This window comes from Pseudoalteromonas sp. FUC4 (genome assembly GCF_008370255.1).
GTDB lineage: Bacteria > Pseudomonadota > Gammaproteobacteria > Enterobacterales > Alteromonadaceae > Pseudoalteromonas.
Map to the genome: position 1 here is coordinate 99681 of NZ_SEUI01000006.1, position 22606 is coordinate 122286.

Annotated in this window: 19 protein-coding genes, 4 tRNA genes and 1 pseudogene; 13 read left to right on the forward strand and 11 right to left on the reverse strand. The window is 41.0% G+C overall.

The annotated features are described in order from the left end of the window. Positions 1 to 82: 82 nt before the first annotated feature. From EU510_RS16640 to EU510_RS16660, 5 genes and pseudogenes are all read left to right on the forward strand, one after another. Positions 83 to 158: transfer RNA gene (locus EU510_RS16640), tRNA-Thr, on the forward strand. A 40-nt stretch (positions 159 to 198) separates the two neighbouring features. Further along, a tRNA-Tyr gene (locus tag EU510_RS16645) sits at positions 199 to 283 on the forward strand. Positions 284 to 327: 44 nt separating this feature from the next. After that, a tRNA-Gly gene (locus tag EU510_RS16650) sits at positions 328 to 402 on the forward strand. A gap of 11 nt (positions 403 to 413) precedes the next feature. Beyond that, a tRNA-Thr gene (locus EU510_RS16655) sits at positions 414 to 489 on the forward strand. Positions 490 to 618: 129 nt separating this feature from the next. Further along, positions 619 to 1601 (forward strand): annotated as a pseudogene (locus tag EU510_RS16660) (elongation factor Tu). Between the two features lie 293 nt (positions 1602 to 1894). On the opposite strand, the gene EU510_RS16665 reads toward EU510_RS16660, so the two are convergent. The 5 genes from EU510_RS16665 to EU510_RS16685 all read right to left on the reverse strand — a co-directional run bounded on the left by EU510_RS16665 (position 1895) and on the right by EU510_RS16685 (position 7462). Further along, positions 1895 to 3091, reverse strand: a complete 1197-nt coding sequence (locus tag EU510_RS16665; RefSeq protein WP_149594416.1) for a dipeptidase — start codon at positions 3089 to 3091, stop codon at positions 1895 to 1897. Positions 3092 to 3155: 64 nt separating this feature from the next. Further along, positions 3156 to 3410 carry a YheU family protein gene (locus EU510_RS16670; RefSeq protein WP_104641743.1) on the reverse strand — a complete coding sequence of 85 codons (255 nt, stop codon included), beginning with the start codon at positions 3408 to 3410 and terminating at the stop codon, positions 3156 to 3158. Then, positions 3410 to 4399, reverse strand: coding sequence for a hydrolase (locus EU510_RS16675; RefSeq protein WP_149594417.1), 990 nt, complete (start codon positions 4397 to 4399; stop codon positions 3410 to 3412). The genes EU510_RS16670 and EU510_RS16675 overlap by 1 nt, the downstream gene beginning before the upstream one ends. A gap of 734 nt (positions 4400 to 5133) precedes the next feature. After that, a complete protein-coding gene (locus tag EU510_RS16680) occupies positions 5134 to 5556 on the reverse strand; it encodes a TIGR02444 family protein (protein ID WP_149594418.1) in 423 nt (140 codons plus the stop codon). Next, positions 5540 to 7462: an ATP-binding cassette domain-containing protein gene (locus EU510_RS16685; protein ID WP_149594419.1), complete on the reverse strand. Its 1923-nt coding sequence runs from the start codon at positions 7460 to 7462 to the stop codon at positions 5540 to 5542. Before EU510_RS16685 ends, EU510_RS16680 begins: the two co-directional genes overlap by 17 nt. Positions 7463 to 7594: 132 nt before the next feature. Here EU510_RS16685 and EU510_RS16690 point away from each other — a divergent pair, with 132 nt between their 5' ends. Then, positions 7595 to 7798: a YheV family putative zinc ribbon protein gene (locus tag EU510_RS16690; protein WP_007378899.1), complete on the forward strand. Its 204-nt coding sequence runs from the start codon at positions 7595 to 7597 to the stop codon at positions 7796 to 7798. 32 nt (positions 7799 to 7830) lie between these two features. On the opposite strand, the gene EU510_RS16695 is transcribed toward EU510_RS16690, so the two are convergent. Continuing rightward, positions 7831 to 8046, reverse strand: coding sequence for a SlyX family protein (locus EU510_RS16695; RefSeq protein ID WP_149594420.1), 216 nt, complete (start codon positions 8044 to 8046; stop codon positions 7831 to 7833). Then, positions 8033 to 9031: a WD40 repeat domain-containing protein gene (locus EU510_RS16700; RefSeq protein WP_149594421.1), complete on the reverse strand. Its 999-nt coding sequence runs from the start codon at positions 9029 to 9031 to the stop codon at positions 8033 to 8035. Before EU510_RS16700 ends, EU510_RS16695 begins: the two co-directional genes overlap by 14 nt. A gap of 215 nt (positions 9032 to 9246) precedes the next feature. On the opposite strand from EU510_RS16700, the gene fkpA reads away from it, so the two are divergent. Continuing rightward, positions 9247 to 9996: an FKBP-type peptidyl-prolyl cis-trans isomerase gene (fkpA, locus tag EU510_RS16705; protein ID WP_149594422.1), complete on the forward strand. Its 750-nt coding sequence runs from the start codon at positions 9247 to 9249 to the stop codon at positions 9994 to 9996. 62 nt (positions 9997 to 10058) lie between these two features. On the opposite strand, the gene rsd is transcribed toward fkpA, so the two are convergent. Further along, positions 10059 to 10529, reverse strand: a complete 471-nt coding sequence (rsd, locus tag EU510_RS16710) for a sigma D regulator (protein ID WP_149594423.1) — start codon at positions 10527 to 10529, stop codon at positions 10059 to 10061. A gap of 530 nt (positions 10530 to 11059) precedes the next feature. Here rsd and hemE point away from each other — a divergent pair. Then, a complete protein-coding gene (hemE, locus tag EU510_RS16715; protein WP_002961084.1) occupies positions 11060 to 12124 on the forward strand; it encodes a uroporphyrinogen decarboxylase in 1065 nt (354 codons plus the stop codon). A 70-nt stretch (positions 12125 to 12194) separates the two neighbouring features. Here hemE and sthA read toward each other — a convergent pair whose 3' ends face one another. Continuing rightward, positions 12195 to 13625: a Si-specific NAD(P)(+) transhydrogenase gene (gene sthA / locus EU510_RS16720; RefSeq protein WP_007378904.1), complete on the reverse strand. Its 1431-nt coding sequence runs from the start codon at positions 13623 to 13625 to the stop codon at positions 12195 to 12197. A gap of 13 nt (positions 13626 to 13638) precedes the next feature. Next, the gene (locus EU510_RS16725; protein ID WP_024589509.1) at positions 13639 to 14772 is read right to left on the reverse strand and encodes an acyl-CoA desaturase; all 1134 of its coding nucleotides are present in this window, start codon (positions 14770 to 14772) and stop codon (positions 13639 to 13641) included. Between the two features lie 126 nt (positions 14773 to 14898). Between EU510_RS16725 and fabR the strand changes: the two genes are divergently transcribed. From fabR to leuD, 5 genes are all read left to right on the forward strand, one after another. Next, positions 14899 to 15522 (forward strand): HTH-type transcriptional repressor FabR, encoded by a 624-nt coding sequence (gene fabR, locus EU510_RS16730; RefSeq protein WP_149594424.1) that lies wholly within the window; start codon positions 14899 to 14901, stop codon positions 15520 to 15522. Positions 15523 to 15927: 405 nt separating this feature from the next. Continuing rightward, a complete protein-coding gene (gene leuA, locus EU510_RS16735; protein ID WP_002961090.1) occupies positions 15928 to 17481 on the forward strand; it encodes a 2-isopropylmalate synthase in 1554 nt (517 codons plus the stop codon). Further along, entirely contained in the window at positions 17478 to 18554 is a 1077-nt protein-coding gene (leuB, locus tag EU510_RS16740) for a 3-isopropylmalate dehydrogenase (RefSeq protein ID WP_149594425.1), read from the forward strand. The genes leuA and leuB overlap by 4 nt, the downstream gene beginning before the upstream one ends. 60 nt (positions 18555 to 18614) lie before the next feature. Then, positions 18615 to 20015 (forward strand): 3-isopropylmalate dehydratase large subunit, encoded by a 1401-nt coding sequence (gene leuC, locus EU510_RS16745; protein WP_149594426.1) that lies wholly within the window; start codon positions 18615 to 18617, stop codon positions 20013 to 20015. Then, positions 20015 to 20614: a 3-isopropylmalate dehydratase small subunit gene (gene leuD / locus EU510_RS16750; protein ID WP_149594427.1), complete on the forward strand. Its 600-nt coding sequence runs from the start codon at positions 20015 to 20017 to the stop codon at positions 20612 to 20614. The genes leuC and leuD overlap by 1 nt, the downstream gene beginning before the upstream one ends. Positions 20615 to 20707: 93 nt before the next feature. On the opposite strand, the gene EU510_RS16755 is transcribed toward leuD, so the two are convergent. After that, positions 20708 to 22207, reverse strand: a complete 1500-nt coding sequence (locus tag EU510_RS16755; protein WP_007582201.1) for a DUF3360 family protein — start codon at positions 22205 to 22207, stop codon at positions 20708 to 20710. Positions 22208 to 22606: the final 399 nt, after the last annotated feature.

Sequence of the window (22606 nt, forward strand, 5' to 3'; positions counted from 1 at the left end):
ACTAAAAATTTACACTTTTTTTAATTTTATAGTTGCATCCCAATAAACCTTACTCTAATATCTCGCCCCGTACTAAAGCAGTGCCGACTTAGCTCAGCTGGTAGAGCAACTGACTTGTAATCAGTAGGTCAACCGTTCGACTCGGTTAGTCGGCACCACTTTCCTTTTACCGGAAGTGAATTAGTAGAGAATTATCGTGGAGGGGTTCCCGAGCGGCCAAAGGGATCAGACTGTAAATCTGACGGCTCAGCCTTCGCTGGTTCGAATCCAGCTCCCTCCACCACTTTATTCTTGACGGTTAGAGGTAGTTTAAGAACAGATTTTTATGCGGGCATCGTATAATGGCTATTACCTCAGCCTTCCAAGCTGATGATGCGGGTTCGATTCCCGCTGCCCGCTCCAGTTCTTGTGTTGCTGATATAGCTCAGTTGGTAGAGCGCACCCTTGGTAAGGGTGAGGTCGGCAGTTCGACTCTGCCTATCAGCACCAGTCCTAAGAATCTCCTTGATTACTTCCTTTATCTGTCAGAAAATACTATTTGAAAAAGATTAACTTAATCTACCTTTGGTGGATTATTTTCATATGTAATTTAGATACACAAAACTGATAGGTTCCGTCATGGCAAAAGAAAAGTTTGAACGCGTAAAACCGCACGTAAACGTTGGTACAATCGGCCACGTTGACCACGGTAAAACTACACTAACTGCAGCAATCACTAACGTACTTGCAAAAGTATACGGCGGTGTTGCTAAAGATTTCGCATCAATCGACAACGCTCCAGAAGAGCGCGAACGTGGTATTACTATCTCAACGTCTCACGTTGAATACGATACTCCTACACGTCACTACGCACACGTAGATTGTCCTGGTCACGCCGATTATGTTAAAAACATGATCACTGGTGCTGCTCAAATGGATGGCGCGATCTTAGTAGTTGCTGCGACAGATGGCCCTATGCCACAAACACGTGAGCACATCCTTCTTTCTCGTCAAGTTGGCGTTCCTTACATCGTTGTGTTCATGAACAAATGTGACATGGTAGATGACGAAGAGCTACTTGAACTAGTAGAAATGGAAGTTCGTGAACTTCTTTCTGAATACGATTTCCCAGGTGATGACTTACCTCTAATCGCTGGTTCTGCGCTTAAAGCGTTAGAAGGCGAGAAAGAGTGGGAAGATAAGATTGTTGAGCTTGCAAATGCACTTGATTCTTACATCCCAGAGCCAGAGCGTGACATCGATAAGCCATTCATCATGCCTATCGAAGACGTTTTCNTGAACGTGGTCAAGTACTAGCTAAGCCTGGTTCAATCAACCCACATACTACATTCACTTCAGAAGTATACGTACTTTCTAAAGATGAAGGTGGTCGTCATACTCCATTCTTCAAAGGTTACCGTCCACAGTTCTACTTCCGTACAACTGACGTAACTGGTGACGTACAGTTACCAGAAGGCGTAGAAATGGTAATGCCTGGTGATAACATCAAGATGACAGTAACTCTAATCGCACCAATCGCGATGGAYGAAGGTCTTCGTTTTGCTATCCGTGAAGGTGGTCGTACTGTAGGTGCTGGTGTTGTAGCAACTATCGTAGAGTAATAATTAACTTTTAAGTTAATTGTTAGAAAAAGGTCACTTAGGTGGCCTTTTTTAATGCCTGAAGAAAAGTGATTGGCTTTTCGTTATAATTTTCTTGGCGTAGTTTGGATTGAGTTTTATGAAACCTGAGGAAAAGATTGCTGAAAATAACTACGCAGTTAATGGACTATTTAATACGTTAAAATGATCATGCTTTTAATAAAATTGGTACCAATAAAAAGCACGGCTAGGCCGCGCTTATATTGAGTTAGCTCTTGGTCTTTTAGCCAATTACTAATATATGCTAAAAAGCTTTAATGCTTTTTCGCATATTCTTCAGCTTGTTTTAAAACTCTTAATAAATTACCGCTAAGAATCTTTTTAATATCAGCATCGCTGTAATCTCTATCCATTAAACCTTGGACAAGATTTGGGTAGCTAGATACATCTTTTAAACCGATAGGTAATGAATCACCCACGCCATCGTAGTCGGAACCAATACCAACATAATCAATACCAATTAGTTCAACAACATGGTCAATATGATCCAGCACCTGTTCAAGGCTTGCATATGGGTATGGGTTTTTAGCGCGATACGCAGCATCAAAATCTTTACTTAGCTTGGTGCCTTCTTTTTTAGCTGACTCTTTTGTACTTTTTAATTGCTTGCCCCAGCTACCTGCTTTAGCGGTGACAAAGCTTGAGCCAAAGTTAATTTGAATAACACCGCCATTTTCTTTAAGTGCGAGCAGCATATCGTCATTCATATTACGCTCAAAGCCTGGCGTGTATTTACGAAGTGATGAATGTGAGGCAATTACGGGTGTTTTAGATAGATCCATAACCTGATAAAACGCATCATCAGAAATATGTGATACATCAACTAACATACCAATATTATTCATTTCAGTAATTAGCTTTTTACCAAATGGGCTTAAGCCTTTCCATTTACGGCGTATATCGTAAGACGAATCCGAAATATGGTTGCTTTGCGAGTGCGCTAGCGTGATGTAGCGAATACCACGGTCGTAAAAGTGCTGAAGGTTTTTCATATCACCTTCGATTGGAGAGCCATTTTCCATACCCATGGCTATAGACAGCTTACCTTGTTTAAATTGCTCTTCTATATCAGTGCTTGAGCTCGCAATAGCAAACTTATCGGGTGCGCGCTGGGCTATGGCTTCCATGCTATCAATCATTTGATTGGCTAGCTGGTAGCTTTTTCCTTTACCCTCAAACTCTAAATGCGCAGGAATATAAATCGACATAAACGGTGCGTTTAAACCGCCTTTTACAGCGCGAGGATAGTCAAAATCGCCATCATTAGTTGCTTTGGTTACATCAACCCAGCTTTCGTGAATTCGATAAGGTACGTCAATATGGGTATCAATTAAAATGGTATCTTTAGCGAGTTTAATTGCCTTGTCAGATGCAGTTATTGTTTGTTCTGCTTGGGCTTGGCTAGTTAAAGCTAGTGATATGGCTACCACTAGAGTGCTGAGTTTTATCATGTTTTGGCTCTTTGGGTAAAAAGCCATTGTGTACGTTCAATTCAAAAGTTACAAGTACTACGCCTTAATCAAACGACTGTGCTTGATGCTCTTCACTTTGCAGCGCTTTAAATTCTCCTTTTGAAATTATAGTTACAGACTCGTGTAATTCTGAGAAAAACACCATCGCTTCGCCGCTTTTTAGTTGTTGGTTAACCTGAGCAACTTTGCTTTCAATCGTTATTTCTTGCTCGCCATAATCAGTGCCTTCGCGCAGTACATAACTTTCAATTAAATTATAAAGAGTGTCTTTATCGAGTTGTTCAAAAGGGATAATCATTACTGCTTGTTACTCGCTTTATTTAATATGTGTTGGCCAAAATAATACGGCACGGCTTTCTCTAACCAAAATACAGGTTTAAAAGGGTTGTTACCGCTAATAAAACCTACATGGCCGCCTTTCTCTGAGACGCACAGCGTAACATGCTCACTGACATCTTGCCTACTCGGTACGGCTTTAATAGAGAGCATGGGGTCGTCTTTAGCGTGAATAATAAGCGTAGGAATAGCGATGTCTTTTAAATACGGCATAGCACTGGCTTTACGGTAGTAATCGTGTGCGTTTTCAAAACCGTGTAACGGTGCTGTAAGTTGGTTATCAAACTCTAATAAATCATCAATATTCATTAATTGATCGGTAGTTATAGGAATTTGCTGCTTAATTTGCGGCAATTTACGTTGCATCGACTTTTTCATTCGATCGAGCAGATATTTTTGGTAAATTTTACCTAAACTTTTACGAATAACATCACTTGATGACGACAAATCATAAGGCGCTGATACCACTGCAGCTGCATTGAGCGGGCAGTTTGTATTCTCTTCGCCTAAGTACTTAGCAAGCACATTACCACCAAGCGAAAAGCCTACGGCAACCATCGCTCTATTTGGGTATTGCTGCTTTAAATGATTAATAAAAAAAGCTAAATCGGCGGTATCACCACTGTGATAAGCACGTGGAAGGCGATTTACTTCGGTTGAGCAGTTTCTAAAGTGCATAAGCACAACTGCATAACCTTGTTTTTTTAAGGCCTTCATCATGCCTTTGGCATAAAAGCTATTTATATTGCCTTCGAGTCCGTGTAAAACAACGGCTAGTGGTGCGGTTTCATTATGTGGAAGTGACCATGCAAGCTCAATAAAGTCACCATCAGGTGTATCAAGTTGCTCAAGTTCGTAGGACGTATTGTGAAATGGGCGGAAAAAACGCGGCATTATGGTCTGAACGTGACGATTGGTCATCCACCATGCTGGTTTGAACTGAGAGATCATGTTTGTACTACGCACTTTGTATTAAACGAAAAGCTAGTGTATCAAATTTTTCGCTTCAGAAAATAAAAAGCGCCTAACTAGTAAACTAATAAGGCGCTTTAGTGCGTCGTGCTTAATTTTGTTCGGGAATTTCTGCATCATGTATTTTTTTCAAAAAGAAAAAAGCAAAAAAGATACACAAAGAAACAACGATGGTTAAAAACCCAAAAGACATAAATAAAACTGGATCTGTAAAAAAGTCTCTAAAGAATACGCTCATGAGTTGCTCCCCTCGTTGTTGATGGGTTAATCATAGGCAGTGTTTGCAGGTCGCAACGTGATCGAGATCAAGTTATTTTTCTAAGCAGGTGTAGGAGTGAAGCTAAGTTGATTTAGATCATGTTTTAAGGGTTGGTAAGATATTACCACTGAGAGCTAAGAGAGTTTTTCCTTAAAAAGTAGTGAGTTGATCGTAACTCATTTTTCCACTTTATTTAAAAGCGTAGCGCTTTAAACATTTTTGAGTAAAACACTTAAAGATTTTTTGCACAAAGAGAAAAGAATGAGAAGTAAATGAGGGGAGAGCAATAAACTACTTGAGCCAAATAATTGCTCAATATTTATATTTTTACCTGGATAATCTAGTTTTTTTCCTCTAAAAGCGAAACGCCTCTTAACCTCTTTGTGAGTAAATTACTTGAAGGTTTTTTGCACAAAGAAAATAAGAAATGGAGGAGGGTATAAAAACTAATACCCTAAGTGGCTTTCACATATAGCTCAATGTTGTTTGGCTCTGAAAGTTTGACTAATTCAAGCTCATTTACTGTTTCAATCAACATTTGTTGCTGTTGTTTTTCAAGCTTCAGCTCAGCGCTTAGCAACTCTGCGCGTATTGTGGCGTAATCACTTGTCGCATTCTGGTTAGCTTTTAAATAGCTACGAGCAGCGCGCAGAGGTTGTAATGCGTGAGTATCAAACTCACTAATTGCGTCTATCAACTCATTTAACTGTTGGGTATTAATACTTAAATTTAATGAGTCTAAATAAAGCAGTAATAAGCATAAATTAACGTTTTTTCCTTGCTGGTTTTGTAGTGCCAGCAAGGTGGTTTGTTGCTCAGGCTTTGCGTACAAGGTGCACGCAAACTGCCAAAAATGGTCGCTATTGAGCAAGTTCATCGGCGAATGCCTGCTCTTTTTCTTCCATTTCTTCAAGTGCCATAAGTAGCTCTTCTTCAACGTCGTTAAGTTTAGGTGTAAGCGTTGCTTGCTTAGCTAATAACTCTTTAAGCTTGGCTTTGTTATCGTCGTTGTAGAGTTCGTTATCACCTAAGGTCACTTCCACTTCACTTAATTCAGCGGTGAATTTATCGAGTTGCTTTTCAAGCTTTTCAATTTGCTTTTTAAGTGGCTGAGTGGCCTTTCTAAACTCAGCCTCTAAGCGTTTTTGCTCTTTGCGGTTAACACCTTGATTTGCTTTAGGCTCGTCGCTTTGCTGCGCTTTAACCGCTTCTTTATTGGCATTGAGTAACCATTGGTAATACGCATCTAAGTCGTAACCAAACTGAGTTACTTTGCCATCATCTACAAGATAAAACTCATCAGCGGTGTTTTTAAGCATATGGCGATCATGCGATACGGTAACCATAGCGCCTTCAAAGCCTTGCAGTGCCATAACAAGTGCATGGCGCATTTCTAAATCAAGGTGGTTAGTTGGCTCATCAAGTAGTAATAAGTTTGGTTTTTGATACACCAACATGGCAAGTACTAAACGGGCTTTTTCGCCGCCCGAAAAAGGAGCTACAGGCTCAAGGGCTTTATCGCCAATAAAGGCAAAGCCACCTAAAAAGTCACGTAGTGATTGCTCAGTGGCTTTTGGGTCGAGGCGTTGTAAGTGCATTATTGCACTGGCTTTTAAATCAAGAGATTCAAGTTGATGCTGCGCAAAGTAACCAATATTTAATCCGTGATGCTGAACAACTTCACCAGCTTGCGGCTCTAAATCACCAGAAAGCAGTTTAATTAGCGTTGATTTACCCGCGCCATTTCGACCTAATAAAGCAATTCGGCTACCTGGTACAAGGTTTAGCTCTATATTATTTAAAATGGTGACGTCACCATAACCCGCTTTGGCTTTATCTATTGTCATTAGTGGGTTTGGCAATGCTTTTGGCTCTGCAAACTCAAAGTTAAACGGCGAGTCGGCATGTGCTGGCGCTAGTTTTTCCATGCGTTCAAGCGCTTTCACACGGCTTTGTGCTTGTTTTGCTTTACTGGCTTTTGCTTTAAAGCGCGTTATAAACTGCTCAAGGTGAGCAATTTGATCTTGTTGCTTATCAAACATTGCTTGTTGTTGTAGTAAGCGCTCTGCTTTTTGGCGCTCAAACTGCGAGTAGTTACCTTTGTACACGTTGATAAGTTGCTTATCTACGTGCCAAATTTGATCAACCACCGCATCTAAAAACTCACGGTCATGCGATATAAGTACAAGGGTGCCGGTGTAAGCACGCAAAAAGCGTTCAAGCCAATAAACGGCATCTAAATCAAGGTGGTTTGTTGGCTCATCGAGTAATAGTAAATCGGCGTCGCGTATTAATGCTTGGGCAAGGTTTAAACGCATACGCCAACCACCAGAGAACGAGCTTACAGGGTTTTCTATTAGGTTATTGGCAAAGCCTAAGCCGTGTAATAGCTCACCGGCGGTTGATTCAATGCTGTAGCCTTTAATGTTTTCAAGCTGAATATGTACTTTGGCTTGTGTGTCGCCATCGTTGTTTTTCTCGGCCTCACGCAGTGCTATACGCATTGCGTAGTATTCTGGGTGACCTTGAAGTACATAATCAATTGCGCTTATTTCAAGGGCAGGTGTCTCTTGCTTAACAGAGGCGATAGACCAATCTTTTGGAATGCTGCAGTTACCGGCATCCAGTTGTAGTTCTGATTTTAGTAAACCAAATAACGTTGATTTTCCACAGCCATTAGCGCCAACAAGGCCTACTTTGTGTTCTGGAAATAACGTAGCTGATGCGTTTTTTAATAAGGCTTTACCGCCACGAAGTAGTTCTATTTCTGAGATTTGGATCATGAATGCGTTACTTTGCTGTGCCCTTGTTAAGTTGGCGCTATCATAACATAGAACTTAATGCTCTTATCAAGCGTATCAACAAGTGAAGTTATACGATAAAATGACAGCAGTTCAAACCACAGGAAATATGTTGTGAGACAAAAGAAGCGATTTATTGCTGGGGCATCGTGCCCTGACTGCAAAGCCATGGATACCATGATGCTATACAGAGAACATGATGTTGAAAAAGTAGAGTGTGTTGAGTGTGGTCATAAAATGGCGCAACCCGATAACGCTGTTCAGGCGTCTACTCGCCAATTTGAACAAGTAATTGGTGTATTTAAACCGGGCGACTAACCCGGTTTTTTATTGCCTAATTTTTACCGGTTTTAGTAATGCGGTGGAGGCGGCTCAGGTGCTTCAGGCATCATAGACGATGATGACTGAGACTCTTTAATTTTTTCTGCTAGCAGCTCGGTTTGGCGTTTCATTTTTGCTAACAGCTGTTGGTGCACTTTTATTTCATCATTTAAGACTTCAATCGTTTCGTCTTGAAAAGCCACTTTGGCTTCAAGTTCCATTAAGCGATGTTCAATTGTGTTCATTATTCTCTCGTATAATAAATCGCTCTGCGATACCGCTGGAGCTTTCGGTTAACAACGACTTACCGTTATCTGTAAATGCCACATCTAGCACCACCGCCGATTTAGGCTTACTGCCTTCGCGCGGGGTAACCTGCCAAGTTTGAATTTTTTCACCGCTTGGTATTTGCCACAAATCAACGCGCTTATTTGGCGAGCCGGTTGCAAGCAAAGTGCCTTGTTCGTTAAAGCGCACAGCAGTAAAAATTTTCTGACGCGCAATATACTTCAGTTTACTCACAAGATCACCTGTAGTCAGCTTCCATACATTTGCTTGTGCCATACTATCGGCCGTAAACGCATAGCGACCTTGTGGATCGAGCGTCACTTGGGTAACACGCGTTGGGTGATTAAAACGATGAATTACTTGCCCTGTACGTGTATCCCAAAAGTAAGCAACATAATCGTTAGAGCCACTTAAGGCGTAGCGTCCGTTAGGTGATAGGTCAACGGTGTTAACTTTATCTTGATGACCTAAAAACTCAATACGACGTCCGGTTTCTAGGTTTACAAATACGACAACGCCGTCGCTACGGCCGTATAAAACACTACGGCCTTGATTGCTAATGGTAATATCGCGAATACTGGCTTTTTGTATTTTGTAATAACCTTTATTTTTGCCTGTGGTTATATCCCACACAGCAAAGGTGGTTTTTTCGGCGGTAACAGCCACGCTGTTATCAAAAGCAATAGCAACAGCGTACACTAGGCTGTCTTGTGACTGCTGCTGAAACCATTGGTATTTTAGCACCTGCTGTTGATTATCCCACAGGGCGACCCCATGGTTGATAGAGGAGATCAAACTGTATTTACCATCGTTTGAAACTGTTGATGAAAACGCACCTTGTGCAGCATGTTCGTAACTTGCTACAGCGTGTTGTTTTTTATCGGTACAGGCGATGGCTAAAAAACAGCTAAATACGATTAAAAAAGTACGAAATATCGACATATTACAGGTATTTCCTCTTAACTCTTAGTGACTGAGAGGTTAGACTAGGACGCGTTAAATGCCTAGGTTGTTTGTCTAATCACTGGATATGTTTTTAGTTTAGCTAACAATATGGAATTTAGTCATTAAACAAGCAGCCTATCATGTGGGCCGTTAATCTTTCACTAGTAATAATACATTAAAATGACAACTGCAAAGTGTGTCGGAGATTTAAAATGAAAAAGACGATTAGATTGTCATTGATTGCAGCGTCAGTTTTAGCGCTTACAGCTTGTAATCAAGAAGCAAAAAAAGAACAAGCTGAAGTTAAATTAGACACTGTAGAACAGCAACAAGCATACGGTATTGGTGCATCTGTAGGTAACTTTTTAAATAAAGACCTAGCAGACAAAACAGAAATTGGTATTGAACTAGACCAAGCACTTCTAATCCGTGGTTTTGAAGATGCACTTGCTGGTAATGCAAAAATTGATGAAGAAAAAATTCGCGAAGTATTAACTGCACTAGATACATCAGTACGTACTAAGCAAGAAGAAAAAGCAAAAGTAGAGTCTGAAAAAAGTAAAGAAGCAGGCGCTAAATACCTAGCTGACAACGCTAAAAAAGAAGGCGTTACTGTAACTGAGTCTGGCCTACAGTACGAAGTACTTAGCGAAGGCGATGGCGAAAAGCCAGTAGCAACTGATGTAGTTAAAGTACACTACAAAGGTACTTTATTAGACGGTACTGAGTTTGATAGCTCATATGCACGTAACGAACCGACAACTTTCCCTCTTAACCGCGTAATTGCGGGTTGGACTGAAGGTTTACAACTTATGTCAGTGGGTTCTAAGTACAAGTTCACTATTCCTTCAGAGCTTGCTTACGGCGACCGTGATTTAGGTAAGATTCCAGCTAATTCAACACTTGTATTTGAAGTTGAATTACTTGAAATTCAAAATGAAGAAGCACCAGCAGAACAATAAGCTTATTGTGTAAATGCAAAAAGGGACCTTAGGTCCCTTTTTTAATACGTGTAAGTAACGTATTAATTTGCGTGATTAGAAAACAAGTTATCAATAAGCTCATCTTCAAGTGCAAAGCGTGCTTCTAATGCCTCACCAATAACAGACAAGTCATCATCAAAACCCTTTAACAAGTCTTCTTTGTCTACTTCAGCGTACTTATCATTAAAATCAAGCGCCACATCGGTTGTACTAGAAATACGCGGGTAAATAGAGTTTGCAAGCTCTTGGCTCTGTAAGCCCTTTTTTTCACATGCTTTTGCAATATCGTCATATACTTCAAAATGGCCTGCAGATAGGTAATCCATTAAAAGTTGGCAAAATGATTCAATTAGTTTTGGTTCTGGCAATGCTTGATCTTGCTTTTCGTACGGCGTAAAGCCTGCAATTTTGCAGTAAAGTACAATAAGTTCTTGGCGTTCGTTTAGCCATTTATCAATTACTGTGTGGCTACCACCCCATTTTTGTTGAGCTTTTTCTACACGCGTCAGCATAACTGTTCTCCTAGCTGGGTTGGTCTTTCAATTAGAATATAATAAGTTTATGTACATCAAGATATATTTAATTTGCGCGTATATCAACAAGTAAAGTTGAGCTACTTTGAGGGGTGTACCTTTTTATATAATCTAAGGCGAGAGATTTTATTTTAGGCAAGAAAAAACCACCAGTTACGGTGGTCTAATTTCTTTCAGTGACTTGTTATAACAAGCTTTCTTATTTTTATGAGATGATTTTTATTGTTATTATTTTAAAACATTTATTTTTATTGTTTTAAGATTTTTATTATTGTTTTTGTTAACGCGGGACAAACAATAACAAGGTTTTTGTAATGTTGCAAACATATTAATAAAAAGTTTTAAATGTTATTTATTTTTGTTTGTTTTATAGTCAAAAGGGATTTAAAAACTCCATTCTATTGATCTACCTCTAGGTAAAGCTGTTTTCGTCCCTAAGCAATAGAGGGTCGGAGAATATGGTGGTACAATCTTGTACAATTTATACAAGTCTTAGGATCATTTACGCCATGAGCGAATTAAAAAACGACCGTTATTTACGTGCACTTGCAAAACAACCTGTTGATGTAACTCCGGTATGGATGATGCGCCAAGCAGGACGCTATTTACCAGAGTATCGCGCTACACGTGCACAAGCGGGCGATTTTATGAGCCTGTGCCGTAATGCTGAGCTTGCATGTGAAGTTACACTGCAGCCTCTACGTCGCTACCCGTTAGATGCCGCTATATTATTTAGTGATATTTTAACGATTCCAGATGCGATGGGTTTAGGTCTGTACTTTGAAACTGGCGAAGGCCCTAAGTTCGAACGTCCTATTTCATCTCTTGCTGATGTTAAAAAAATTCCAAAGTTAGACCCTACAGACGAGCTTGGCTACGTAATGAACGCAGTAAGCACTATTCGTCGTGAACTTAAAGGTGAAGTACCACTCATTGGTTTTTCTGGTTCACCGTGGACACTTGCAACATACATGGTTGAAGGCGGTAGCAGCAAAGTATTTGGTAAAATCAAAAAAATGGCGTTTGCAGAGCCGCAAACACTTCATTTATTACTCGATAAGTTAGCTGATTCAGTTATTGATTACTTAAATGCTCAAATTAAAGCTGGCGCGCAATCGCTAATGGTATTTGATTCATGGGGTGGTGTATTAAGCCCGCGCGATTACAACGAGTTTTCACTGCAATATATGCATAAAATTGTAGATGGCTTAATTCGTGAGTACGACGGTCGTAAAGTACCGGTTACTTTGTTCACTAAAAATGGTGGTCAATGGATTGAAGCTATTGCGGCAACAGGCTGTGATGCAATCGGTCTTGATTGGACTATTAATATTAGCGACGCTAAGCGCCGCGTGGGTGATAAAGTTGCTCTACAAGGTAATATGGACCCATCTATGTTACACGGTACACCAGAGCGTATTCGCCAAGAAGTAGGCACTATTTTAGAAGACTTTGGTACAGGCAATGGCCACGTGTTTAACTTAGGCCACGGTATTACACCAGATGTAGATCCTGAAAATGCTGGCGTATTCATTAATGCAGTACACGAGCTAAGTGCTAAATATCACAAATAATGTGTTTTATGCATCAATAATAAAAAAGCCCGCTTAATAGCGGGCTTTTTTTTACTTTATCCAAATACAATTATTTAAATAAGCGATTTAAACCATTTAATGCCGCAACACGGTAGGCTTCAGCCATCGTTGGATAGTTAAATGTGGTATTTACAAAGTAGTCGATATTATTGCCGCCATTTTTTTGCTCCATAATAGCTTGGCCAATGTGGACAATTTCAGAGGCACGTTCGCCAAAACAATGTACGCCAAGTACTTCTTTGGTTTCGGTGTGGAATAATATTTTTAAACTACCTACTTCAGTACCAGCAATTTGCGCGCGAGCCAAATGCTTAAACTGAGCACGGCCAACTTCATACGGTACTTTAGCGGCTGTAAGCTCTTGCTCGGTTTTACCGACTGAACTCATTTCTGGAATGGTATAAATACCAGCCGGAATATCAACAATCAGCCTGTCATCGCAGTTACCACATGCAATTGCATCAGCAGCTATACGACCTTGGTCAAACGCCGCACTTGCAAGGCTTGGATAGCCAATTACATCACCTACAGCGTAAACGTTATCAATTTCTGTTTGATATGTTTCGTTAACTTTTAATTGGCCACGGCTATCGGCTTTTAAACCAATGGCTTCAAGGTTTAGTGTGTCAGTGTTACCAGTTCGGCCATTAGCAAATAAAATACAGTCAGCTTTTACGCGTTTACCTGATTTTAAATGCATAATAACGCAGTCGTCACGGGTCTCAATTCGGTCAAACTCTTCATTGTGACGTATAACAATACCGCTATTCCAAAAGTGATAGCTAAGTGCGTCAGATATTTCTGCATCCATAAAAGCAAGTAGTCGGTCGCGTGTATTAACCAAATCAACTTTAGCGCCTAAACCTTTAAATATTGACGCGTACTCACAACCAATTACACCTGCACCATAAATCAGTACACGATGAGGGTCGTGTTCAAGGCCTAGTATCGTATCGCTTTCGTAAATACGAGAATGCGTAAAATCTACCTCTGGTGGGCGATAAGGGCGCGAACCCGTTGCTATAACAATCGTTTTAGCAGTCAGCCGCTCAGTAGAGCCATCATTTCTTTTTACTTCAATTGTGTGCTTATCTACAAAGCTCGCATCACCTTGAAACATATGAATGCGGTTACGATCGTAAAAGCTACTACGTAAATTAGATTGCTTAGAAATAACAGAACTTGCGTGACGTAAAATATCAGGAAATGTTAAGCGGCTAGGGCGCTCACCAACATTAAATAATGGATTTGCTTTGTATTCAATATAGCGGCTAACAGAGTGGCGAAGCGCTTTTGAAGGAATTGTTCCCCAATGCACACAACCGCCACCAACTGATTCTTGGCGTTCAATAACCGCTACTTTTTTGTCATTTTTTGAAAGGTTCATGGCGGTACCTTCACCGCCAGGACCCGTACCAATAATTATTGCATCATATTGGTATGTCACGGGTACTTTTTTTTGTTCTGGTTGTTTGGCCACAGCCACTCCTAAATTAATTAAAAGAGGCTTTTAATAACCTCGCATTAAGTGCTAGCCATGCCTGTTTTTGATTTTCCCAGGCGGCTTCCAACTCATGGTATTGTGCCATTAATGCTGAGCGTTCACACTGCTTTGCCATGTTATTTTTTTTAACTTCTAACACTTGTTTTTGTAGTGAACAATAATTTTGCAGTTTTTTCAGCAGTAAATCGTACTCTTGTTGTAATAATGTAATCTTATCTTGTGCTAAAGGCAATTTTGCAAGACGCGTTTGCGTTTTGCTCATTAGCGTTTCGGCCTTCGCTTTTTCTATACGTTCAACAGGTGTACGCTTTAACTTATTGGCTAAACCAACAGCTGCTAAAGAGCGGATCATCCATTTTGTTGGATCGTAATGAAACCATTTAATACCGTTACGGTAGTCGCTTGCAAAAATATGGTGGAAGTTGTGATACCCCTCACCGTATGTAAATAACGCTAAAAAGCCGTTATCGCGTGCCGTATTTTTTTCGGTATATGGGCGAGAGCCCCAAATATGTGCAACCGAATTTATAAAAAAGGTAAAGTGTTGGCTTAGTACTAAGCGTAGTAAACCTGCAAGAATTAGCATACCCCACACATCACCAACTAATAAACCAAGTGCAAGAGGTAAACCTACGTTCATAGCAATAGCTAGTTTTAAGTAGTGCTTATGTTGCCACATAACGACTTTATTTCGTTGTAAATCACGACAATTACTATAGTCGTTGTAGCTATCGCCTTGGTAGTCACGTAACATCCAGCCGATATGGCTATACCAAAAACCATTGGTAGCCGCGTAAGGGTCTTTTATTGGGTCGTCAACTTGACCGTGATGTATACGGTGATCGCTACTCCAATGCAATGCACTGTTTTGCAGCGCAAAAGCACCGCCAAGCGCAAAAATAAATTCAACAGCAGGGTGTGCGTTATAGGTTTTATGTGCCCATAATCGGTGGTAGCCGGCAGTAATTGATAAGCCTGCATAAAACATGCAGCCTACAAAAGCAATCCAATGCGCGCTGGTAAATCCGTAGCTAATGGCGTACCAAGGTACAAGTGTGGCAGCCGCCAAAAAGGTTAGGCTAAAAAATAGGACGTTTGTCCAAATAATCGGTGGTTTATTCATAATTCTCAATCTCAGCGTACAACTGTAAGCTAAAATAGTATTTCAAACTCTCGTCGTCAAGTATTAGACTGTACAATTGAGCTAATATCACTAAATATTCATATAAAATAATTCAGGGAGCTGTTGATGTCGGGTGTTAGAGCGCAACAGAAACAAAAAACACGACAGGCGTTAATTCAAGCGGCATTTAATCAGCTGAGTGCTGATCATAGTTTTTCGAATTTAAGTTTACGCGAAGTAGCACGAGAAGCCGGTATTGCCCCAACGTCTTTTTATCGCCATTTTAAAGACATGGATGAGCTAGGTTTAACCATGGTAGACGAAGCCGGTTTAACCCTTCGCCAACTAATGCGTCAAGCACGTAGGCGAATAGCGAACGATGGCGGCAGTGTTATAAATACCTCAGTGGTTACGTTTATGGAGTTTATTGATAACTCAAGTAACCAATTTAGGTTGTTGCTGCGAGAACGCTCTGGGACTTCTAAAGCATTTAGAGCCGCTGTAGCCCGCGAGGTAAAACATTTTATTTTAGAGTTGGCTCATTATTTAGAAAGTGAAACTAAGTGCAACGCTATGCATGCCTATATTCAGGCGGAATCTATGGTAACGCTCGTATTTAATGCGGGTGCAGAAGCGCTCGATATAGAAGGGTTGCAACGCGACGAATTAATTGAGCGCGTTATTTGGCAATTACGTTATATTACTCGTGGGGCCGGGCATTACGTAAGAGAAACGACTAAAGAAGCATAGCTTAAAAAAATTGCAAAAAGTTAATATAAGCACGGTATATTGCAGTGCTTATTAATTTAAGCGTCACTAGCCACGCATTTGTTATTTCAATTCTTAATAAGCACCTAGTTTGAATTAAAAAACCAAATTGAATCATTTTTAAATCTGTTTTGTGGAATTTTTATGCTTGCTTCCATCGCTTTGTAATGTTAAAAATGGGCTTCGCTGAACACACACACAAGAAAACAAGATGCATATTATTCGTTTAATTACACTAAAACTTAACCTCTTACTGCTATGGCAAGTAAGCGGGGATTAGTGTGTTTGCATCGAGTTGAACACTAAAAACCCCGCAATTGCGGGGTTTTTTTTATCTCGCGGCTGGGATTAATTGAAATTTGGGTAACATAGGAATGAGGGGCAGTTATGCAAGAGCAAGATAAAGTATGGATTTTTGATACCACCTTACGTGATGGCGAACAGGCGCTTAAAGCAAGCCTTACTGAAGATGATAAAATTCAATTAGCACATACAATTAGCCGCTTGAATGTGGATGTGATGGAAGTGGGTTTTCCGGTTTCGAGCCCTGCTGATTTTCGCTCGGTGCAACGTATTGCAACTGAGGTAAAAGGCCCGATTATTTGTGGTTTGGCACGCTCAGTTGCTAAAGACATTGAGGCCTGTGGCGAAGCACTTCGCACAGCTCAGCAAAGCCGTATTCATACTTTTATTGCTACAAGCCCTTTGCACCTTGAACATAAATTACGTATGAGCCTAGACGATGCAACGGCCATGGCGGTTAAATCGATTAAGTTAGCACGTAACTATACTGATGATGTTGAGTTTTCGTGTGAAGATGCCGGTCGTACGCCGCATTGGGATTTATGTAAAATTGTTGAGCAGGCAATTAACGCCGGAGCTTCAACTATTAACTTGCCAGATACCGTTGGCTTTGTAACGCCAGACGAATACGCTGCGATGATCCGCCATTTAATGAATAACGTGCCAAATATTGATAAAGCGCGTTTAAGTGTGCATTGCCACAACGATTTAGGTTTAGCCGTAGCAAACTCAGTGGCTGCAGTGCAAGCGGGGGCACGCCAAATTGAGTGTACTATTAATGGTATTGGTGAGCGGGCTGGTAACTGCTCGCTTGAAGAAGTGGCGATGATCATGAAAATGCGCAAAGACCACTTAAAAGTATACACAGATATTAAAAGTGAAGAAATTTACCGCGCATCTCGTCAAGTGGCTAAAATTTGTAATATGCCAGTACAACCAAATAAAGCGATTGTTGGCGAAAACGCCTTTGCACATAGTTCTGGCATTCACCAAGACGGTGTATTAAAAGCGCAAAATACTTATGAGATTATGTCGCCAGAAAGCGTTGGTGTGCCAAGCAACCAATTAAATATGACTTCGCGTTCGGGTCGCCATGTTATTGAGCATCGCTTAGAAGAGTTAGGTTATCAAAAATCTGATTACGATATGGATGGCTTATATAAAAGCTTTATTGAATTGGCTGACCAAAAAGGCACAGTATACGATTACGACCTTGAGGCGATGATTTACTTTAATCAAATTAACGACAAAGACGAAAAATACCAATTAGAATTTGTTAACTCAGCCTCTAACTCACAATCGGTAGCAAGCTCTACGATTGGAATGCGAATTGATGGCGAAGCTAAACAAGAAGCCGCGACAGGTAATGGCCCAGTTGAAGCTTCGTTTGCAGCTATTGAGCGCTTAACCGGTATGAGCGTTGAAATGATTGAATATAACTTAGAAGCGACAGGCCAAGGTGCAAGCTCATTAGGCCAAGTAAATATTATAGCTAAATACGATGGCCGACCTTACCACGGTGCGGGCATTGCAGCGGATGTGGTTGAAGCGTCGGTACGCGCCATGATCCGTGTTTACAACTTAATTTATCGTGCACAAAAAGTGTCTGATTTAAAACAACAAAGGAAAGCAGGATGAGTAAAACAAACTACAGCGTTGCAGTATTAGCTGGCGACGGTATTGGCCCAGAAGTAATGGCAGCAGCAGAGCAAGTGCTTGATGCTGTAAGCAATAAGTTTGGTTTTACCCTGAACCGTCAGCATCATGCTATTGGTGGCGCAGCTATTGATGAATTTGGTGAAGCATTACCACCAAAAACGCTAAGCGCGTGTGAAAACGCCGATGCTATTTTATTTGGCTCAGTTGGTGGCCCTAAATGGGAAAACTTACCACCAAACGAACAGCCTGAACGCGCATCGTTATTGCCGCTTCGTAAGCACTTTGGTTTGTTTTGTAACCTACGCCCTGCACAACTATTACCAGCACTTAGTGCAGCATCGCCATTACGTGCTGATATTAGTGAAAAAGGGTTTGATATTTTATGTGTGCGCGAGCTAACCGGTGGCATTTATTTTGGCGAAAAAGGCCGTAGCGGCGAAGGCGCTGAAGAAGCTGCTTTTGATACGCAAACATACTCACGAAAAGAAATCGAACGCATTGCACGCTTTGCTTTTGAAGCGGCAAAATTACGCAGTAACCACGTAACCTCGGTAGATAAAGCAAACGTACTTGCATCAAGCGTATTATGGCGTGAAGTAGTCACCGAAGTAAGCAAAGACTACCCAGAAGTGAGCCTAGATTACATTTACGTAGATAACGCCGCTATGCAGTTAGTTAAACAGCCTAGCCAGTTTGACGTACTACTTTGCGATAACTTATTTGGCGATATTTTGTCAGATGAGTGCGCGATGATCACAGGCTCAATGGGCTTATTACCTTCGGCAAGCTTGAATCAATCGGGTTTTGGGTTGTACGAGCCAGCCGGTGGTTCAGCACCAGATATTGCAGGTAAAGGCGTTGCAAACCCAATAGCACAAATTTTAAGTGCCGCATTAATGCTACGTTACTCGCTAGGGCAAGACGAAGCTGCGCGCACCATTGAAAAAGCAGTAGCAGAAGCTGTAGAAGCAGGTGTAGGCACACCAGATATATATCCAAATGCCGGTTACAGCACAAGCGATGTGGCAGCAGCTATCGTTTCACGCATTTAATAACATATTAAAGTTGCAGCACCGTTATGCTGCAACTCAAACAGATTAGGAAATTAGCAAGTGGCCCAAACGTTATACGACAAAATTTGGCAAGCACATACCGTTGCCAGCATAAATGAGCAAACCGATTTACTTTATATTGACCGCCATTTAGTGCATGAAGTTACTTCTCCGCAGGCTTTTGCAGGTCTACGCGAAAAAAACCGTACTGTACGTTGCCCAGAAAAAACCTTTGCAACGATGGATCATAACGTATCGACTAAAAGCCGATCACTTGATGCCGCAAGCGAAGTATCTAAAAACCAATTAATGGCGCTTGATAAAAACTGTAAAGAGTTTGGTATTGTACTTTACGATTTAAACTCAATTAACCAAGGCATTGTGCACGTAATGGGGCCAGAGCAGGGTATTACTTTGCCAGGCACAACCATTGTATGTGGCGATAGCCATACCTCTACACATGGTGCGTTTGGTGCATTAGCGCATGGTATTGGTACGTCTGAGGTTGAGCACGTATTAGCAACGCAAACGCTACAGCAAAAAAAGGCAAAGTCGTTAAAAATTCAAATTAACGGCGTGCTTCGTCCAACGGTTACTGCTAAAGATTTAATTATGGCGGTTATTGGCAAGTTAGGTACCGCTGGTGGCACAGGTTATGTTGCTGAATTTTGTGGTGCAGGCATTGAAGCGCTTTCAATGGAAGCCCGCATGACGCTATGTAATATGAGCATAGAAATGGGTGCAAAAGCGGGTTTAATTGCATCTGACCAAATTACTTATGATTATTTAAAAGATCGCCCGTTTGCACCAAAAGGCGCAGATTTTGATGCAGCCGTTGAATATTGGGAAACTTTAAAAACTGATGAAAGCGCACACTTTGATTTAGTTGTTGAGCTAAATGCTGACGACATTCAGCCACAAATTACGTGGGGCACAAGCCCAGAGCAAGTAATAGGCGTTGATGAATGCATTCCAGATCCAGATAAAGAGCCTGATTTAATTAAAGCCGATGCTATTCGCAGCGCACTTAAATACATGGACTTAAAAGCGGGCGATAAATTATCAAGCGCAAAAGTAGATACAGTCTTTATTGGCTCATGTACTAATAGCCGTATTGAAGATTTACGCGCTGCTGCAAAAATTGTTGAAGGCAAGCAAGTAGTTGCAGGCATAGAGGCGTTAATTGTACCAGGCTCTGGCTTAGTTAAAAAACAAGCTGAAGACGAAGGCTTAGCCGATATTTTTAAAGCCGCTGGCTTTGAATGGCGCGAACCAGGTTGTTCTATGTGTTTAGCAATGAACGATGACCGCCTAGAAGCAGGCAAGCGTTGTGCATCTACTTCTAACCGTAACTTTGAGGGTCGCCAAGGTCGTGGTGGGCGTACACATTTAGTTAGTCCTGCAATGGCGGCAGCCGCTGCAATACATGGTCACTTTGTTGATATTAGAGGAGAAGCATAATGAGCGTATTTTTTAGTGGCTTAATGGCTCCACTTGATAAGAACAATGTAGATACTGATCAAATTATTCCTAAGCAGTTTTTAACATCAACTAGCCGCGAAGGTTTTGATGCTGCCTTGTTTTATGATTGGCGTTACTTAGATAATGGTGAGCCAAACCCTGACTTTATTTTAAATCGCCCATGCTACCAAGACGCGCAAATATTATTAACGCGCGACAACTTTGGTTGTGGCTCATCTCGAGAGCATGCTCCTTGGGCGCTTAAGCAATATGGTTTTGAAGTGATTTTAGCGGAAAGCTTTGCAGATATTTTCTTTAATAACTGTGGCAACAACCAAATGTTAGCCATTGCGATACCAGCCGACACGCTTGAGCAGTTGTTTGTACTTAGTGAGCAGCACGACGATATTAACATTGAAATCGACCTTGAAAATCAAACACTAACAAGTAGTAAGTTTGCACCAATTAGTTTTGATATTCGTAAAGACGTAAAAGAGCGCTTATTAAGTGGCTTAGATTTTATTGGTGTAACCGAAACGCTAAACCCACAGATTGATACGTTTGAAAAACAACTAGCAGCTGAGCGCCCTTGGCAGTAATTGTTTAACTTGTATATAGTAAATTCACGTATTGAAAAGCACGGCAATTACCGTGCTTTTTTGTGGGTAAATATTAGATGTGCTAGATAAGGCTTAATGTCTAAAGTCAGCCATTAATGCAGGTATACCAGGTAACATGCCTACAATTGCCATTACAGTGGTAAGTAGCACAAACATAATAAGTGGAATCACCCAGCGGCTCATTTTAGTTAGCTCTGCGCTGCGCTCTTTACAGCCAATAAGCCCTAAGTTATCAAGTAGCATAGTAAGCGACCAACCAAAAGCCGGATTAACCAAGGTCGAAGCAAATACCACAATAGCGGCTGATTGCGTTGTTTTGCCTTCGCGCGTCATTTCCATGCCAGCCTCAAGTAGCGGAATAAACACACCTACAATAAGCGCAACACAAAGCACAGGTTGCCAAATGGCTAAATCCATAGGGTAACCCCATAAACCAGCAATAATGCAAAATAATGCAGTTAAAATAGCGCCAGCCGGAATAGGGCGTTTAGCAATAGCAGCAGGCACAATATAAGTACCCCAAGAGGACGCAAAGTTAGCACCGCCGGCAAGTGAGCCAAATGTTTGTCTAACCGATGCGCTCAGCATGGTGTCGTCGATATTCATTTGTACTTTTTCAGTGCGTTGTGGGTAACTTATTTTTTGAAATACTTGATGGCCTAAAAAATCTGGCGACCACATGGCAACGGCGAGCACTGCAAATGGGAGTACAACAACAAAGCTTTCAAGCGTTGGTAAACCTAGCATCCAACCCGTGTTTTCGCCCCACCAGTAAGCTGGGTTCATATTTGGTAAACCCGGTGCAGTATGAAACTCAAACGGTGCACCTAAAGCAAAGGCAACCACACCACCAATAAGGCAGCTTAATGGTACGGCTAACCAACGCTTTTTAAAGTGCTCTAATAGCGCATACAATAAAATGGTGGCTAAAATAACAATAAACGCAATATGTGCCATATCAATGGCTTCAGCCCAGGCAAACAGCTTTTTAACCTGCGAAATAGTACCAATAAAACCTAAATAAATGAGTAGCCCGCCACACACACCTTTACTGGTTAGACGCGCGAGCATACTTCCTCCCTTGGTTATGGCTAAAATAAAGCCAAAGGCACCAATGAGTAAGCCAAACGCCATAGGGTGACCGCCTGCAGCAACAACAATAGGAATTAACGGAATAAGTGGGCCGTGAGTACCAGCCAAGTTGGCTGTAGGTAAAATAAAGCCTGAAAACAAAATGATAAAAATAGAAACAATGAGTAATTCGTAGCGCACGTTTTCTAAAACAAATGCATCGCTTAAACCTAGTGGCGCTGCGAAGGTTGCTGCAATAGCGCCCACCATAACGACTTTACCAATAGTGCCCGCCATTGCAGGAATGGTGTCTTCAAATTCAAATCGGTAATCTCTAAACGGTAAATTAGGGCGCCAACGTTTAGGCTGCATAATTTGTAATTCATGTTCGAGATACTCGTCGCGAGTATTAAACTCTGAACTCGGTTTGTGAAGTTGCTCGTAGCTTTGAGCATCCTTGTGCGTGTTTGATGGTGCATCACCGGGTGGTGTAGTTTGCATGCGTTCTCCTGCAACATTGTTGCTTAATCAAATAAATACGGCTTTTGTTAAAGCAAATGAATATTGAACATGCAGGGTAAATCAGCTTTTAGGCTGGGATGTATAGGCAAAAGGTCGTGCATGGTTGTTTTTAATACAGTTAATCTGACAATTAGCTTTACGTTAAAATTTATAAAACTACACAAAATGATTTAAAGTTATTATAAATCAATGGCTTGATTTTTTACTTCAAAGAGTTTGATTACCGTTTATAGCGGGGAATAGTGTTAATGGTAAGTTATTATCCTTTAGTCTTAGTAGTTGTTAAATGAGTGTTTTTATTGAAAATACGTTACGTGGTGAGGTAATCTCCCAAAAATATTACACACCAAAAGTTAAGAGCCTCTGCAATTGCAGAGG

What these genes read in the sequence shown, in the direction of transcription:
- fabR (WP_149594424.1), top strand. Translation starts at nt 14,899, where the DNA reads ATGTCGGGTGTTAGAGCGCAACAGAAACAAAAAACACGACAGGCGTTA.
- EU510_RS16695 (WP_149594420.1), bottom strand. Translation starts at nt 8,046, where the DNA reads ATGAACACAATTGAACATCGCTTAATGGAACTTGAAGCCAAAGTGGCT.
- EU510_RS16700 (WP_149594421.1), bottom strand. Translation starts at nt 9,031, where the DNA reads ATGTCGATATTTCGTACTTTTTTAATCGTATTTAGCTGTTTTTTAGCC.
- EU510_RS16680 (WP_149594418.1), bottom strand. Translation starts at nt 5,556, where the DNA reads ATGAACTTGCTCAATAGCGACCATTTTTGGCAGTTTGCGTGCACCTTG.
- leuA (WP_002961090.1), top strand. Translation starts at nt 15,928, where the DNA reads ATGCAAGAGCAAGATAAAGTATGGATTTTTGATACCACCTTACGTGAT.
- EU510_RS16675 (WP_149594417.1), bottom strand. Translation starts at nt 4,399, where the DNA reads ATGATCTCTCAGTTCAAACCAGCATGGTGGATGACCAATCGTCACGTT.
- leuB (WP_149594425.1), top strand. Translation starts at nt 17,478, where the DNA reads ATGAGTAAAACAAACTACAGCGTTGCAGTATTAGCTGGCGACGGTATT.
- EU510_RS16725 (WP_024589509.1), bottom strand. Translation starts at nt 14,772, where the DNA reads ATGAATAAACCACCGATTATTTGGACAAACGTCCTATTTTTTAGCCTA.
- rsd (WP_149594423.1), bottom strand. Translation starts at nt 10,529, where the DNA reads ATGCTGACGCGTGTAGAAAAAGCTCAACAAAAATGGGGTGGTAGCCAC.
- EU510_RS16755 (WP_007582201.1), bottom strand. Translation starts at nt 22,207, where the DNA reads ATGCAAACTACACCACCCGGTGATGCACCATCAAACACGCACAAGGAT.
- hemE (WP_002961084.1), top strand. Translation starts at nt 11,060, where the DNA reads ATGAGCGAATTAAAAAACGACCGTTATTTACGTGCACTTGCAAAACAA.
- fkpA (WP_149594422.1), top strand. Translation starts at nt 9,247, where the DNA reads ATGAAAAAGACGATTAGATTGTCATTGATTGCAGCGTCAGTTTTAGCG.
- EU510_RS16670 (WP_104641743.1), bottom strand. Translation starts at nt 3,410, where the DNA reads ATGATTATCCCTTTTGAACAACTCGATAAAGACACTCTTTATAATTTA.
- EU510_RS16685 (WP_149594419.1), bottom strand. Translation starts at nt 7,462, where the DNA reads ATGATCCAAATCTCAGAAATAGAACTACTTCGTGGCGGTAAAGCCTTA.
- EU510_RS16665 (WP_149594416.1), bottom strand. Translation starts at nt 3,091, where the DNA reads ATGATAAAACTCAGCACTCTAGTGGTAGCCATATCACTAGCTTTAACT.
- leuD (WP_149594427.1), top strand. Translation starts at nt 20,015, where the DNA reads ATGAGCGTATTTTTTAGTGGCTTAATGGCTCCACTTGATAAGAACAAT.